10 protein-coding genes and 2 pseudogenes are annotated in these 15,268 nt (G+C 66.3%); 3 read left to right on the top strand and 9 right to left on the bottom strand.

Going from position 1 to position 15,268, the window contains the following annotated elements; genetic code table 11:
- Positions 1-38: 38 nt before the first annotated feature.
- The 9 genes and pseudogenes from V5B60_RS05210 to gltA form a co-directional block, all read right to left on the bottom strand.
- Positions 39-1,190, bottom strand: coding sequence for a glycerate kinase (locus tag V5B60_RS05210; protein ID WP_332350425.1), 1,152 nt, complete (start codon positions 1,188-1,190; stop codon positions 39-41).
- Between the two features lie 81 nt (positions 1,191-1,271).
- The gene (locus tag V5B60_RS05205) at positions 1,272-1,844 is read right to left on the bottom strand and encodes a hypothetical protein (RefSeq protein WP_332345956.1); all 573 of its coding nucleotides are present in this window, start codon (positions 1,842-1,844) and stop codon (positions 1,272-1,274) included.
- Between the two features lies 1 nt (position 1,845).
- Positions 1,846-2,730 (bottom strand): annotated as a pseudogene (locus V5B60_RS05200) (M48 family metalloprotease); the annotation flags it as partial.
- A gap of 19 nt (positions 2,731-2,749) precedes the next feature.
- Positions 2,750-3,861, bottom strand: a pseudogene (locus tag V5B60_RS05195) (ISAzo13 family transposase).
- Between the two features lie 189 nt (positions 3,862-4,050).
- Positions 4,051-4,398 carry a hypothetical protein gene (locus tag V5B60_RS05190; protein WP_332345954.1) on the bottom strand — a complete coding sequence of 116 codons (348 nt, stop codon included), beginning with the start codon at positions 4,396-4,398 and terminating at the stop codon, positions 4,051-4,053.
- Between the two features lie 5 nt (positions 4,399-4,403).
- Positions 4,404-5,084 carry a hypothetical protein gene (locus V5B60_RS05185; protein WP_332345953.1) on the bottom strand — a complete coding sequence of 227 codons (681 nt, stop codon included), beginning with the start codon at positions 5,082-5,084 and terminating at the stop codon, positions 4,404-4,406.
- Between the two features lie 118 nt (positions 5,085-5,202).
- Positions 5,203-6,171 carry an ISKra4 family transposase gene (locus V5B60_RS05180; protein ID WP_332345952.1) on the bottom strand — a complete coding sequence of 323 codons (969 nt, stop codon included), beginning with the start codon at positions 6,169-6,171 and terminating at the stop codon, positions 5,203-5,205.
- A complete protein-coding gene (locus V5B60_RS05175; protein WP_332345299.1) occupies positions 6,125-6,559 on the bottom strand; it encodes a hypothetical protein in 435 nt (144 codons plus the stop codon). Before V5B60_RS05175 ends, V5B60_RS05180 begins: the two co-directional genes overlap by 47 nt.
- 232 nt (positions 6,560-6,791) lie before the next feature.
- Positions 6,792-8,090, bottom strand: a complete 1,299-nt coding sequence (gene gltA / locus V5B60_RS05170) for a citrate synthase (protein WP_332345951.1) — start codon at positions 8,088-8,090, stop codon at positions 6,792-6,794.
- A gap of 789 nt (positions 8,091-8,879) precedes the next feature.
- Here gltA and V5B60_RS05165 point away from each other — a divergent pair.
- The 3 genes from V5B60_RS05165 to V5B60_RS05155 are packed head-to-tail and all read left to right on the top strand — an operon-like array spanning position 8,880 to position 15,243.
- A complete protein-coding gene (locus V5B60_RS05165; RefSeq protein WP_332345950.1) occupies positions 8,880-9,212 on the top strand; it encodes a hypothetical protein in 333 nt (110 codons plus the stop codon).
- Positions 9,209-11,809 carry a [protein-PII] uridylyltransferase gene (locus tag V5B60_RS05160; protein WP_332345949.1) on the top strand — a complete coding sequence of 867 codons (2,601 nt, stop codon included), beginning with the start codon at positions 9,209-9,211 and terminating at the stop codon, positions 11,807-11,809. Before V5B60_RS05165 ends, V5B60_RS05160 begins: the two co-directional genes overlap by 4 nt.
- A 56-nt stretch (positions 11,810-11,865) precedes the next feature.
- Entirely contained in the window at positions 11,866-15,243 is a 3,378-nt protein-coding gene (locus V5B60_RS05155) for a DUF2126 domain-containing protein (RefSeq protein WP_332345948.1), read from the top strand.
- Positions 15,244-15,268 lie beyond the last annotated feature (25 nt).

Genomic DNA, 15,268 nt, shown 5'->3' with positions numbered 1-15,268 from the left:
GCTGAGCCAAGCCGCCGCCGGCCTTCGCCGCGCCGCCTTCAGGCGCTCACGCGGCCGCACCGGCTGGCGCGGATGATGCGGCACAGGCGGGCCGTCGCCGATTCGATCAGCGGCCCCGCCATTCGCATGGATTCGTCAAGTGGCATCGGCCGCTCGCAGATGCTCATCGTCGCGTCGATTCCCAGGGCCAGGACATCGTCCGCACCTTTGCCGAGAGCACCCGAGAGGCAGAAGACCGGAACGCCGAATCGCTTCGCGAGCTTGGCGACGCCGACCGGTGCCTTGCCGAAGGCCGTCTGGAAGTCCGTTCGGCCCTCGCCGGTGACCACGAAATCGGCTTGCCTTACGATCTCGGCGAAGCCCACCGCTTCGAGGACGATCTCGACTCCCGGCCGGAGTTTCGCCGGCGTGAAGAAGAGTAGCCCGGCACCGAGTCCGCCGGCGGCTCCGGCACCCGCCAATCCGGCGACGTCGCGACCGGTTGCCCGGCGAAGCTGCTCGGCGTAGCGATCGAGAGCCGAGTCGAGCACGGCGACGGCCGCGGCACTCGCTCCCTTCTGCGGGGCGAAGGTGGCCGCGGCGCCGCGCGGCCCGCAGAGCGGGTTGTCGACGTCGCAGGCGACGATGATCTCGGCTTCCTGCAATCTTCGGTCGAGGCCACCGATGTCGACCCGCTCGAGACGCGCCAGTGCCGCGCCGCCGTCTGGCAACTCGCGGCCAGCCGCATCGCTGAAGCGCGCCCCGAGGGCGCGTGCCATGCCGGCTCCACCATCGTTGGTCGCGCTGCCACCGAGCCCGATGATGATTCGGCGCAGTCCGCAGTCGAGTGCGGCGCGGATCAGTTCGCCGGTGCCGAAGGTCGTCGTCAGGCACGGATCACGCTGCCCGGGCGCCAACAGGGTGAGCCCCGATGCCGCCGCCATCTCGATGACCGCCGTCTTTCCATCGCCGAGTACGCCCCATTGCGCCCGTACCGGCTCGTGCAGCGGCCCGCTGACGCGTGTCTGGCGAAGCGTACCGCCGGTGGCGGCGACCAGCGCGGCGACCGTACCCTCCCCGCCATCGGCGATCGGAACCGCTCGCACATCGGCAGCGGGAAACACCAGCCGAATGCCGCGCTCCATCGCCACAGCGACGTCGCTCGCCGGCAGGCTGCCCTTGAAGGAATCCGGAGCGACGACGATGCGCAAGGCCATTCTCCCAGTAGTCACGATGCCGCACCGTCCGCTCCGGTGTATTGCCGACGCGGCTGCGAATGTCAGGGCGGCGCTTCAGCCACGGATACGCACCGACTGGACCACCGCTTCGAAGCGTCCGACGTTGCGCGCATAGTAATGGCTGCGCGCCGCCTCGAATATCAGCAGATACAGCTTGCCAGCGCGGACCGCACCGTAACCGATGCCGCGCATCTCGAGCTCATCCGCCTTGCGCACACGCGAGAACTCGAAGCGGAAGCCGTCGCCACCGGCGAAGGGAGCCGGCGCCAGCTTCAGGCGCTGGAACGAGCTGCCGTCGTGGGTGGCGAAGACCTCGTACATCTCGACGACCTCGTGCGCCCGCATGCTTGCCCGGAACTTCGGGATCTGACGGTCCTTGCGCTGCGCCAGTTCGGCCAGCGCCTCACCGTCGGCGATGCCGACGAAGAAGACGAGACGGTCCAGCGGCAGACCGTCGAGGGTCCACACTTCGCTCTTGCGCGTCAGGCCGATCGCATATTGGTTCCAGGCGCCATCCAGGGTCACCGCGAGCGAGTCGCGCACGGTCACCTCGCCCGGACCGACCTTCGCCATGCCGGCACAGCCCGCGAGGAGCGTCAGCAGCAGAAGCAGCAGCCAGCGTGACATCTCAGCGTCCCTCCTGCAGATAGCTGCGGATCATTTCGGCGTCGTCGGCCGCGGGGCGCAGCGCAAGGTAGCGGCTGAACGAAGCGCTCGCTGCAGCCGTCTCGCCAGCCTGCCGCTGCAACAGGCCACGCGAACGGTACATCTCCGGCGGGCAGTCGCTGCGTGACCCGGCAAGCGCGTACTCGGCGAGCGCTCGCGCTCCGTCGCCGTCGCCGGCGCGCAGCCGGTAGGCCTCGCCAAGGAAGAAACGGGTTTCGCCGTCATCGGACTGTCGCAGCAAGCGCTCGCAGAGTGCAATCGTTTCGCCCGCCTTGCGCCGTCGTAGCTCGTCTTCCAGCCACTGCCGGCGGTGGCCACGGATCTGCCGTGCGTAGGGGGCGCTCGCCACGTCGCCGCGGTCACCGTTCATCTTCGCTGCCCGACTCGCCATCACCTGGCTGCGTTCCTCCGGATCCGGGTGGCTGGCGAAGAAGATGCTGCGGCTACCGGCGTCCCCCGACCACTCCGCCTCCGCCTTGAGTTCGGCAACCAGTTGTTGCCAGACCTTCGCCGCTTCGATCGGCGGGTAGCCGGCGGCGGCGACGAGTTCCTGCCCGATGCGATCCGCCTCATGTTCGTGCTCGCGCGAGTAGGCAAACATGCCGGCGAGCAGGGCCAGCTGCGCGATCGAACCGGCCGCGCCGACACCGGCGGCACCGAACGCCATGCCGAGAAACTGGCCGAGAGCGGTGCGCGACTTGGCGTCGCGCAACTGCTCGAGGCTGTGGCGGCCCACGTAGTGACCGATCTCGTGACCGAGAACGGCCGCCAGTTGCGCTTCGTTGTCCATCCGCAGCAGCAGGCCGGTCCACACCTGCAACATGCCGTTGGGCGCCATCGAGGCGTTGGGTGATTGCCGCGAATAGTCATACCGTGGAAGCTGGCCGGATCAGGATGTCCCACTTGGGCAGGAGCGGGTTTCTTGCCAGTCGGGACTCAACAGCCTGCATGGCAACCTTGGCCACGGTGACTCCTTTTTCATAGGTGGTCCGGCTCAGTTGGACGACGGGATGGATGCCTTTCCAGGTCATGCTTTTCGCCCACGCCAACATTGTTTCGGTATCGGTGAGCTTGGCGCCGTTCCAGTGCTTCTCGAGGATTCCCCAGCAGCGCTCCACGGGATTGTATTTGCTGTGGTACGGCGGATAGTAGAGGAGGCGAATGGACTTGTCGATGTGGTCGGCGAACTCGACCATGCGCTTGAGAAACTGCGTGCGCCGACCATTGCTCTCGGGCCCGTTGTCGGCCTTGATCTGGATGTGGGTGACGCGCGCACACGCATCGGGGTCTTGACATGCCCACCAGGCGTACAGGCTGTCGATGATGAAATCGCTGGTCTTCGCCGAACTTCCGAAGGACAGATGAAGGGAGCCACTGTCTTCGTTGACGACACCAAATGGGGTGTGCTTCTCTTGGCACCCCATGTCGTGGTCTGCCGCCTGGTTGTCACCCCGCGTCTTGCCACCGCGCGAGTAGTCGCCAATATTCACCGTCGCCTTGCAGTCCATGCTCAGGCGCATGAACGCTGCGCCTTGGCAATCCCGGTCATGTTCCCGGATGTTGGCGAAGATGGCGTCGGTTTCGGGGACTTTTTTTGGGGTTTGGCCTTGAGCACCGGACGCAGCCGGTACCCGTTCCGGTTCAACACTTCCGACATGCAGCTTCGGGACGGCAGCACCTCGTCGGCAAATCCCAGCGCTTGCAACTGCTTGCGGGCCTCCTCCGCCGTCAAGCGGGTGAACGACAAGGTCGTGCGAAAAGTCGGATCCTGCTGGGCATGACTCTCCGCCAGTCTCCACAGCGCTTCCGCCACCTCCGGGTGTTTCTGCTCCCACAACTTCGCACCACAGAACGCGTGATGCCCCACACAAACGATCCCGGTGCGTTTCTCGTTCAGACCAAGCCGAACAGCCTCCCGACTCCAGCCGAAAACCTCCTCTGCGCACCGAGCGCTGCCGCTACAGTACTTCACCGCCATCTCCGCCTGAAACGCCCGGCGCTCCGATCCCGTCATCTTGCTCGACGCAAGCCGGATGTCTTCCACATGACTGGCTTCAAGAGAAACCCCCCCTTCACTTACCATGGCGACCTTCATCAGTGACTCCAACAATCTGAGAACTGACTCGAAGTATCGCATACAACACTATGAGCAAGAGACCATATCTAATCAGACAAGCCTGCCACCATGGCCGCTGGTATGACGTCTTGCGGAAATCGCCTTGAAAAAGGGCGAGCGAACGATATACACGCGGACATCCGGGCAATGCTCGCCGGCCAGACGGCAAGCGAGTCCGGACACGTAGGCGTTGAGGGCTTCGTCGCGCAGCAGGAAGCGGCTTCGCTGCAAGCGTTCCTCTTCGCGCGTCAGCAGCGACCAGAGCCCGCCCTCGTCGCTGCCTGGCTCTGGCCGGTCGAGGCGTGCCGGCAACACAGCCTGGCCGGCCACCAGCAGCGTCGATGCGCTGGCCAGTAGCCCGCAGCAGGCGCAACCAGTGACGAACCGACGTCGCTCCACGGATCCTACTCCGGGAACTTGTCGAGCAGCGCGTCGCACGATTCGCGTGCCTTTTCCGGGTCGCGGAGGTCGCCGGAAGCGCGCAGCAGGGTGTTGAACCAGACGACCCGTCCGGTCGAGAGATCGACCAGCGAAGCGTAGCCCACCTGCATGCCACCGCCGAGGCCGACGCCGAGCAGGAGACCGACGACCATCATGGCGACCCGTTCACTGCTCGCGTAACTGTCACGAACGAAGGCGAAGAGCGCGTAGTCGGCGCCCGTGCGCTCGCGCATCAGCGCCGCCTCCTCGCCGAGCGACCAGTCGAGCCTGCCCTCCTTGCTCGGTAGCGCGAAGCCACCTTGGTGGTGCAGGGCGATCGCTTGGCCGACCGCGCCATGCAGGCGGTTCAGCCGCTCGACGACTTCATCGACCTCGCCCGGCAGCGGCATGAAGTTGATCTTCAGCGCGCTGCTGCGGGTCAGGAAGGCCTGCCTGAGGTTTGCGTGCGCTCTTTCGGTCCACTCGGCCTGCGGTTCGAGAATTCCACCGGCGCTGACCGAGAAGAGCTCGATGTCCAGCGGCATCAGCAGAACGACGGCGCCTGCCGGCAGGCGGGAAAACCCTTCGGCGAGGCTCGCAGCCCTGACCGGTAGCGCCGAGAGGACGATCAGAACCAGCCAGATCCAGCGACTGCAACGACGCATGGCCATTCCCCGGCGACCACCACAGGACGACGCAACGGACACCCTGCAACTGTCACGGATTATGCGCCGGGAGCGGTCTGCTGGTCAACGAGGGTGCAATCGGAAGTGCGACTGTGGATCAGGCGGCCTGTTGACGTGTGGACTGCCAATAGCGGTCCCACTCCTGGTTGGCGCGGCAGACACGCAGCGCCAGCATGTGCTTGGCGTTTTTCAGTTTCCACCAAGCGCCGGCCCGCTTGAGACGGTCCTGGATGACGTAACGGTGTGCGCTTTCGATTTCGCCGGACCCTATTGGCAGCCCGGCCACGAGCGCGTCTTGATAGTTGAACTGTCCCGGGCGATTGGTGAGATAGCGATGCGCCGCGCGCACCGGGGCGTTGGCATCGGGAACGGTGTCGTCCTCGACGAATCGCTGCAGTTCCTCGACGACGTCCTGGAGGCGGTTCTGTTTCAGCCGATCCTTCTGCGTTTCCAGCCAAGCCCTCGCCGCCGTGCCGGCGATCGTGTCCCCTGCGGCCGTCAGGTAGTCACAGACATGGTAGAAATCGACGAGAAAGTGGCCTTGCAGTCCGAATTGCTCACTCACCTGATCCGCAATCCATGCGGCGCCGTCGCTGACCGCATGGACCTTGGTCTTACGCCCCAGTCCGGCCTGAACCGCCGTGCGCAACAGCGTCTCTCCGACCTGGTCGGGCGGGCCCACGGTGGCGCCGAACACCGGGGTGACGGAGCCCGGCGCATGGACCAGACTCAAACGCGCTTCCCTCCAGCCCACCCGGCGGGTCTTGCGGCGGTCCACTTTCGCGCTCTGGTCGTCCGATTCGGCCGTCTCCACGACGGGAATCATGCTCCCATCGATCTCGCCGATCAACTGCTCTACGCCGTCTCGTGCCGGGATTTTTGCCGCCGCTTTCGGGCGCTCGTCGATCGTCGCGGCATGCCGCAAGACGATCGGCCAGCACGTACTGGCGGACACCTCGATACCGTAGTGCTCTTTCAGCTTCTGCGGAATGCGCGCCGCGGGCGCGTCCGCCCCGAAATCAACGATCGCTCGCTGCAGCGGCTCCGAGCAGCCCCGGCAGACCACCTCCGCCGAACGCGTGAATGGCCGGATCTCCGGCCCGCGCGTCCCTTGCCGGAAGACCTGCTCCGCTACTTCGATCTGTCCGTACCGGGTCTGCCAATAGACGTTTTTTTTCCTTCCGCTGCACGCCCGGTTGTTGCGCCACCTCTTCTTCCTTCCGCTGCGCTTGCCGTCGCGCCCAGCCGTGCAACGCTTCGTTGCCCAACTGCCGCAATTCCTCCGTCACCCGCCGCTCCGCCTCCGCCGCCTTCTCAACATCGCCGGCCGCATTCTCGACCACCGCCAGCAACGACTCGATCTTGGCTTGGAGCTCGGGATGATCTCTAAACCGCTCTTCCAAACCCCGACTCGGCTTGAGTCGCCCCTCCATTTCCGACCACCTTTCTGTCATGGGTCTCGCTCCAAGGTGAAGTAACCCATCACTATTTACCCCACCTCCGCCCAATTGTCTAGTGCCGAATGCCACCGCCAACCACCTCGCCCCGGCGTCAGTCGCACTTCCGATTGCACCCGGTCAACGAGCGGTCAGCCGGCAGGCCACGATGCTTCTCCGCTGGCGCAGCCGCCGATTGTCGTCTCGCTGCCGGCGACGCGGGCGGCTGCCGCCGCCGCTGCCGACGCGTTCAGCCTGCCGGCGACGCCGCCAGCGGCCGCCGCAACGGTCCGGTGTAGAGCTGTCGTGGACGCGCGATGCGGTACTCCGGATCGGTCAGCATCTCTTCCCAATGCGCCATCCAGCCTGCAGCCCGTGCCATCGCCTGGGTGCAGGCGAACATCGATGACGGAACTCCGAGTGCATGCTGCGCGACCGTGCAGTAGAACTCCGTGTCCGGCTGCAGCCTGCGCTCGGCAAGAACGCGATCCTCGAGTGCGACACCTTCGATCGCCCGCACCAGCCTGCCGAAACGACCGTCCGCCAGACCGGTCTCCCGCAGGACTTCGTGGCAGGTCTCGCGCATCACCGGCAGGCGCGGGTCCTCCGCTCCGCAAACGCCGCCGCCGAAGCCGGGCAATCGTGCGCCTGCGGGCAATTCGCGCGCCCGCGCGACGAGCTCGCCGGCGCGGGCGGCGTCACCGATGCCGGCGAGCATCGCCAGGCACGCTTCGCCGGATCCGCCAAGTGCCTTTCCCGACAGACAGGCGATCCCTGCCGACAGGCAGGCGTAGGGGTTGGCCCCCGACGAACCGGCCATGCGCACCGTCGCACTCGCGGCATCCAGTCCACAGTCGGCGTGCAGCGTCAGCATCCGGTCGACGGCGCGGACGAGCACGGGATTGGGGACGTACTCCTCGCGCGGCGTCGCGAACAGCATGTAGAGGAAGTTCGCAGCGTAGGAAAGGTCCCGGCGCGGCTTCATGAACGGCTGTCCGATCGAATACTTGTAGGCCATGGCGACGATGGTCGGCAGCCGGGCGATGACCTGCTCGAAGCGAAGCTGTCGCTGCTCGGGCGCGTTGAACTCGCCGGCGGCGTGATCGAATGCCGACAGGGCGCCGACGACACCGACCATCACCGCCATCGGCCGGGCGTCGCGGCGAAAGCCCTCATAGAGCTTCACCATCTGCTCGTGCAGCGCCGCCTGACGCCCGATCGCCGCAGCGAAGGAGGCACGTTGCCGCAAGTCGGGCAGCTCGCCGCTGCGCAACAGGTAGGCGACCTCGAGGTAGTCACACTGCTCGGCCAGTTGCTCGACCGGGTAGCCACGATAGAGAACGTCGCCGCTCTCGGCGTCGACCGTGCTGATCCTCGACCGGCAACAGGCAGTCGAGCCGTAGCCGGAATCGTACGCGAAGCAGCCGCTGGTGGCGCCGAGACTGCGAATGTCCAGGCAGGTGCTGCCCTGCGTCGAGCGCAGCAGCGGCAGTTCGACCGCCGGCTCGGCATCCACCTTGAAGATCGCTACCGGTATCCCGCTTCCCATGTCGTTCCTCCCGAGTCTTGAAGAACCTCGTCGCTCACTCCTGGCATGCAGCGTTCGGCACGAGCCAATGTCCATTCCAGGGACCCCGTGGCGCGGCGACGCTCCGGCATCGTGCCACCGGTCAGCTGCCAGCGGAGCGCATCGTGCTTGCAGGCATGGCTGGCCGCCGCGGCGCTGCCACACCCAACAGCAAAGCAAGACGCGTACCTGATCGCAACCGCAGACGCCCAAGCGCCTCTTGCGTTGCGGCAGGAGCGCCCTGCGCCGTGACCGGCTGGTCGCTGTGAACTCAAGAGCGAATCACCGGTGCCCCGGCCCTGTTGGACAGGAGGAAGGACCGCCGTGGTTCGCGGACCGCAAACCGTTCGTTGCAGCAGGGCTGCCGTTGCCGGCAGCGGGCGAGCCGCTCTTGTCGCCGGCCAATGCCCAGTCCTGGGGCCCCATGGCGGGTCGACGCACCGTCTTTGTGCCGCCATGCCCCCGACCAGGAGGGTCCTTGCGATTGCTGGTCGAAGCTCCCGGCCACCGTGCCCTCGGCCGCAGCAGGGCGTCTTCCGGCAACCCGGCGGGCCACCGACGACTCGGGCGGCGGAGCGGCGGCAGCCTCGCCGGACCGACGAACGGCAAGTGCACGCCGCGTTGCGATCGGTGCTCGCATGGATCTTGCTTGACAAGAGGGCCAAGACCCCGGTCGCGCCAGTCGGCAGGTCAGGCCTGGCACCGCGTGGCCGCCGGATTTTCGTCTCCCGGCGTGTAGCGCCGGGCCAAACGCAGAGTGGAGCAACACCGATGAGAACACCGATGCTTCTTCCCTGGCTGGCCAGCCGGGCACGAGTCAGCGAAGCGCGCGCCGAGGTCCTGTGGCGCGCAGCGATCTTGCGCGCCGAGGAAGTGGTCGGCGAGACGGATTCGTCCGCCTACTGGGGTGCGTCCCTCGCGGCGCTGCAGGAACTGCTCGAGCTCGAGCGCTGGCGCCCGCAGGCGGCGGTGTTGTGGCCCTGGCGCATGCTGCGGGGTGGTCTCGAAAGCTGGTCGTGGTGGTCGCGCCACTGGCTGTGGTCCGGACTGCTGTCGTCCGCCTGGTCTTCCAGGCGGCTCGCGCCCCTCGTCACCCGACGATGAGCGGGCAGACGCCAGCGCGGAAGACGCTCGTCGCCGACCTCAAGGCCAGGCTGCTGGACGGGCAAAAGGCCATCGAGGAGTCCTTCGCCGCCACCGCCGATGCCGCGATCCTCCTGCGCGACCGCTGCCGGCTGACCGACGCGGTGTTGCGCGATGCCTGGGAAGCGCTGGCTGTACCGGCATCGCTCGCCCTCGTCGCGGTCGGTGGCTATGGCCGTGGCGAGCTCTACCCGGCGTCGGACATCGACCTCCTCGTGCTGCTGCCGGCAGAGGCCGATGGGCCGCTGGCCGAGCGTCTCGAACGGCTGGTCTGCCTGCTTTGGGACATCGGACTGGAGACCGGGCACAGCGTGCGCACCGTCGAGCAATGCCTGGAAGAGGCCGCCGGCGACGCCACCGTGCAGACGGCGATGATCGAATCCCGACTGCTCATCGGCGACCAGCGGCTGTTCGCCGGCTTCCGCTCGATCCTTGCCGACAGCATCGACGCGGGCGTCTTCCTGCAGACGAAGCGGATCGAGCAGGAAGACCGCCACCGCCGCTTCAGCGATACGCCGAACAGTCTCGAGGCGAACTGCAAGGATGGGCCGGGTGGGCTGCGTGACCTGCAGCTCGTCCTGTGGGTCGCCAAGGCTGCCGGTTTCGGCGAGTCCTGGCACGACCTCGTGCACGGTGGCTTCATCACCGCGGACGAGGCCAGTTTGCTGGTTGAGTGCGAAGACTTCCTGCGTCATCTGCGGACACGGCTCCACCTGCATGCCGGACGTCGCGAAGACCGCCTGCTCTTCGAATACCAGATTGCCCTGGCCGAGAAGTTGGGTTGCACCGGCAGCGCGACGCAGCTTCCGAGCGAGCAACTGATGCAGCGCTACTACCGGCGGGCGAAGACGGTCACGCAGGTTTGCGGCATCCTGCTGCAGAACCTGGCGGCGACCCTCTTGCCACCGCCGGACGAGCCACCGCTGGCGATCAACGAGCGTTTCCAGAACCTGCACGAGTTCCTCGATGTCGTCCACGAAGAGGTCTTCGTCGACGAGCCATCGGCGATCCTCGAGGCCTTCCTGCTGCTGCAGGGGCATCCCGAGCTCAAGGGCATGAGCGCGCGGGCGCAGCGGGCGCTCTGGCGGGCGCGCAAGCTGGTGGACGATGATTTCCGCCAGCGGCCGGAGAACCGTTCGCTCTTCCTGCAGATCCTGCAGCACGAACGGGGGCTCGTCCAGGTGTTTCGCCTGATGAACCGGTTCGGTGTCCTTGGCCGCTACCTGCCGTGCTTCGGGCGCATCGTCGGCCAGATGCAGCACGACCTGTTTCACGTCTACACGGTCGACCAGCACAGCCTGCAGGTCCTGCGCAACCTGCGCCGCTTCACGATGGACGACTTCGCGCACGAGTATCCGCTGTGCAGCCGCCTGATCAGCGACCTCGGCAGGCCCTGGCTGCTCTACATCGCCGCGCTGTTTCACGACATCGCCAAGGGGCGCGGTGGTGACCATTCGGAACTCGGTGCCATCGACGCGCGCGAGTTCTGCGACGAGCATGGTCTCGCGGCCGAGGATGCCGAACTGATCGTCTGGCTCGTCCGCCACCACCTGCTGATGTCGCGCGTGGCGCAGAAACAGGACGTCGCCGATCCGGCCGTCGTGGCGGCATTTGCCGCCGTCGTCGGTGACGAGCGACACCTGATCGCCCTCTACCTGTTGACGGTCGCCGATATCCGTGGTACCAGTCCAAAGGTGTGGAACAGCTGGAAGGCGCAACTGCTCGAACAGTTGTTCGACACCACCCGGCGCAGTCTGCTGTCGAACGGCGAGACCCTGATGAGCCGCGGTGTGATCGCCCAGCGGCAAAGCGAGGCAATGCGCCTGATGCGTTACCTGGCGCTGCCCGAGGGAGCGCAGGAAAGGCTGTGGCAACAGCTCGATACGGTTTATTTCCTGCGCCAGTCGCCCGAGGAGATCGCTTGGCATGCATCTGCCCTGTACGACCGTGTCGACAGTGTCCAGCCGGTCGTCCGCGCCCGTCTCAATCCGCTCGGTGCCGGCATCCAGGTGATGGTCTACACGCACGACGAGGCGGAGCTCTTCTTGCACATGGTCGGTTTCTTCAGCCGTGCCGGCTACAATATCGTCGATGCCCGCATCCACACCAGCGCGCATGCCTATGCCCTCGACACCTTCGTCCTGCTCGACGTCAGCGACCGCGACTGCGACCGGGCGATGATCAGCTACATCGAACACGAACTCGGCGACCGGCTGGCCCACCGCCTGCCGCCCGAGGCGCCGGCGAACGGGCGCATGCCGCGGCAGGTGAGGTACTTCCCGCTGCAGCCACAGGTCAGCATCAGGCCGGTGATCAGCCTCGAAGCCGACGACAGCGGCCGGCTCTTCGTCCTCACGGTGGTCGCCGCCGACCGGCCGGGCCTGCTGTTCATCGTCGCCAGGGAACTCGCCGGGCACGGCGCCAGCCTGCACACGGCAAAGATCGCCACCCTCGGCGAACGCGTCGAGGATACCTTCCTGATCAGTGGCGGCCATCTCGAACAGAGCGCCAGTCGCGTCAGGCTCGAGACCGACCTGCTCAGACAGTTGCAGCTCTGAGCCGACAGCGCCTCATCCTGCAACAGCAAGCCAGTCAACCACCCCCGGAGCCGAACGTGTCCATCCATGTCGCCCTCAACCATCTGACGCGCTACCGCTATGACCGCCCGGTCTCGCTCTCGCCACAGGTCGTCCGCCTGCGCCCCGCGCCGCATTCGCGAACGCCGATCCTCAGCTATTCGCTGAAGATCACTCCAGCGCAGCACTTCATCAACTGGCAGCAGGATCCGCAGGCAAATTACCTGGCGCGCCTCGTCTTTCCGGAGAAGACGCGCGAGTTCTGCGTAGAGGTCGATCTGGTCGCCAGCATGTCCGTGATCAACCCCTTCGACTTCTTTCCCGAGCCCTATGCGGCGACCTTTCCCTTCGCCTACGAGGAATGGCAGCAGGAGGAACTCGAGCCCTACCTGCACTGCTTGCCGCTGACACCACTGTTCGGCGAACTGCTGGCGAGCGTTCCGCGGGCGCCGCGCGGCAGCGTCGACTTTCTCGTCGACCTCAATCGACAGATCCAGCGCGCCGTCAGCTACGTCATCCGTCTCGAACCCGGCGTGCAGACGCCGGAAGAGACGCTGGCGCTCGGTCGCGGCTCGTGTCGGGATTCAGCTTGGTTGCTGGTGCAGTTGCTGCGCCATCTCGGGCTGGCTGCGCGTTTCGTCTCCGGTTACCTGATCCAGCTCGTGCCCGATGTGAAGTCGCTCGACGGTCCTTCGGGAACCGATCGTGATTTCACCGATCTGCACGCCTGGTGCGAGGTTTACCTCCCCGGCGCCGGCTGGATCGGCCTCGACCCAACCTCGGGCCTGTTCGCCGGCGAGGGACACATACCGCTCGCCTGCTCGCCGCAGCCGTCTTCGGCCGCACCGATAACCGGCTTCAGCGAAGAATGCGAATGTGAATTCGAGCACCACATGCGGATCGAGCGCTGCTGGCAAGCGCCACGCGTGACGCTTCCCTACAGCGACGGGCAGTGGCGGGCGATCGACCAGCTGGGTGAGCGGATCGATGCCGAGCTCGCGAGCGGCGACGTTCGCCTGACGATGGGCGGCGAACCGACTTTCGTCTCGATCGACGATCACGACGGTGCCGAGTGGAACACCGACGCCCTCGGACCGAGCAAGCGACTGCGCGCGGCGGAGGTCTACCAGCGTCTGCGCGAGAAGTATGCGCCACATGGCCTGCAGCATTTCGGTCAGGGCAAGTGGTATCCGGGCGAGCAGTTGCCACGCTGGTCGCTGAACTGCTACTGGCGGCGTGACGGTCAGCCGATATGGAACGACCCGGCGCTCTACGCCGACGAAGGTCGCGACCACGGCGCAGACGCGGCTCTCGCCGGTCGCTTTCTGGAAGCCCTTGCCGAGCGGCTGCGGATCGATCGGCAACACGTGTTTGCCGCCTACGAGGACGTCTACTACTACCTCTGGCGCGAACACCGGTTGCCGGCAAACGTCGACCCGCTCGATTCCCGGCTCGACGATCCACTCGAACGCGAGCGCCTGCTGCGCGTCTTCCGCCAGGGGCTCGACCACGTCGTCGGCCATGTGCTGCCGATCAGGCGCGTGCCGACAGGTGGCTGGCAGAGCGGACCATGGTTCCTGCGCGGCGGTCGCTGCTATCTGATCCCTGGTGACTCGCCGATCGGCTACCGTCTGCCACTCGATTCGCAGCCGTGGGTGCGCAAGGAGCACTATCCTTACATCCACACGCCCGATCCGACACAGGCCTTTCCACCGCTGCGCGAGCATGCCGAGATCCGCGCCCAGTTCGCCGTCAGCCACAGCGCAGGCTTCGCTGCCGAAGAGGCGGCGATCAGTGGCGATCGCTTCGGCGAGCGCGAACTGCAGCATGTCTCCGAGGCAATCGGGCATGCTGCCAGCGTGCAAGCGGGCACGTGGCGTCAGGACGCGGCGGCGGACGTCGTCCGTACCGCACTCTCGGCGCAGGCCCGTCATGGCGTGCTCCACCTGTTCATGCCGCCGACCGAGGCGCTCGACGACTATCTCGAACTCGTCGCTGCGCTTGAGGCGACCGCTGAGGCACTCGCGACGCCGATCATCATCGAAGGTTACGAACCGCCGCCCGATCCCCGTCTGGCCAGTTTCCGCGTCACTCCCGACCCGGGCGTGATCGAGGTCAATATCCAGCCTTCAGCGAGCTGGCCCGAACTCGTCGAGCGGACGACGCACCTCTACGAAGCGGCGCGCCTGTCCCGCCTGTGTACCGAGAAATTCATGCTCGACGGGCGGCACACCGGCACCGGCGGCGGCAACCACTTCGTCTTCGGCGGTGCGCAGGTGCTCGACTCGCCATTCCTTCGCCGCCCTGACCTGCTGCGCAGCCTGATCAGCTACTGGCACAATCATCCGTCGCTGTCGTACCTTTTCTCCGGCCTGTTCATCGGGCCGACCAGCCAGTCGCCGCGGGTGGACGAGGCGCGCAACGACTCGGTCTATGAACTCGAGATCGCCTTCAGCCAGTTTCCGGCTGGCGGTGGCGATGGCGAGTGTGTCGCGCCGTGGGTCGTCGACCGCGTCCTGCGCAATCTGCTGATCGACTCGACCGGCAACACGCATCGCGCCGAGTTCTGCATCGACAAGCTGTATTCGCCCGACGGACCGAATGGCCGTCTCGGACTGCTCGAGATGCGCGCCTTCGAGATGCCGCCGCATGCACGCATGTCGCTTGCCCAACAGTTGCTGTTGCGCGCCCTGATCGCCCGCTTCTGGCGCTCGCCTTACGCCCCGGATCGGCTGGTGCGCTGGGGCACCGAACTGCACGACCGCTTCATGCTGCCGCATTTCGTCCAGCAGGACTTCGCCGATGTCCTCGCCGAGATGCGCGCCGCCGGCTACGCGTTGCAGGACGAGTGGTTTGCACCGCACTTCGAGTTCCGCTTCCCGCTGCATGGCAGGATCAGCGCCCTCGGCATCGAACTCGAGTTGCGGCACGCACTCGAGCCTTGGCATGTCATGGGTGAAGAGGGCAGCATCGGCGGCACCGCGCGTTACGTCGACTCGTCGCTCGAACGCCTGCAGGTCAAGGTCACGGGAATGGCCGGCGATCGCTATGTCGTCAGCTGCAATGGCCAGGCATTGCCGATGCGCTCGACCGGCCGGGTTGGCGAATTCGTTGCCGGCGTGCGCTACCGCGCGTGGAATCCGCCGTCGGCGTTGCATCCGACGATCGGAGTGCATGCGCCGCTGATCTTCGACCTCGTCGACACCTGGATGAAGCGCTCGCTCGCCGGCTGCCAGTACCACGTCGAGCACCCTGGCGGACGCAATCCCGATCGCTATCCGGTCAACGCCAATGAGGCCGAAGGTCGCCGCCTGGCGCGCTTCATCCCCTTCGGTCACACGCCCGGCGCGATCGACCTGCAGCCGGTTCCGGCGAATGTCGGCTTTCCGTTTACGCTAGACTTGCGGCGATCCTGATCATCCCTGGCGCGGCGTCGTCGCC

It is taken from the genome of Accumulibacter sp., assembly GCF_036625195.1.
GTDB lineage: Bacteria > Pseudomonadota > Gammaproteobacteria > Burkholderiales > Rhodocyclaceae > Accumulibacter.
This window is presented reverse-complemented; position numbering and strand designations above follow the sequence as displayed.

Coding starts and splice junctions, on each gene's coding strand:
- V5B60_RS05160 (WP_332345949.1), top strand. CDS start 9,209: ATGAGCGGGCAGACGCCAGCGCGGAAGACGCTCGTCGCCGACCTCAAG.
- gltA (WP_332345951.1), bottom strand. CDS start 8,090: ATGGGAAGCGGGATACCGGTAGCGATCTTCAAGGTGGATGCCGAGCCG.
- V5B60_RS05205 (WP_332345956.1), bottom strand. CDS start 1,844: ATGTCACGCTGGCTGCTGCTTCTGCTGCTGACGCTCCTCGCGGGCTGT.
- V5B60_RS05165 (WP_332345950.1), top strand. CDS start 8,880: ATGAGAACACCGATGCTTCTTCCCTGGCTGGCCAGCCGGGCACGAGTC.
- V5B60_RS05175 (WP_332345299.1), bottom strand. CDS start 6,559: ATGACAGAAAGGTGGTCGGAAATGGAGGGGCGACTCAAGCCGAGTCGG.
- V5B60_RS05185 (WP_332345953.1), bottom strand. CDS start 5,084: ATGCGTCGTTGCAGTCGCTGGATCTGGCTGGTTCTGATCGTCCTCTCG.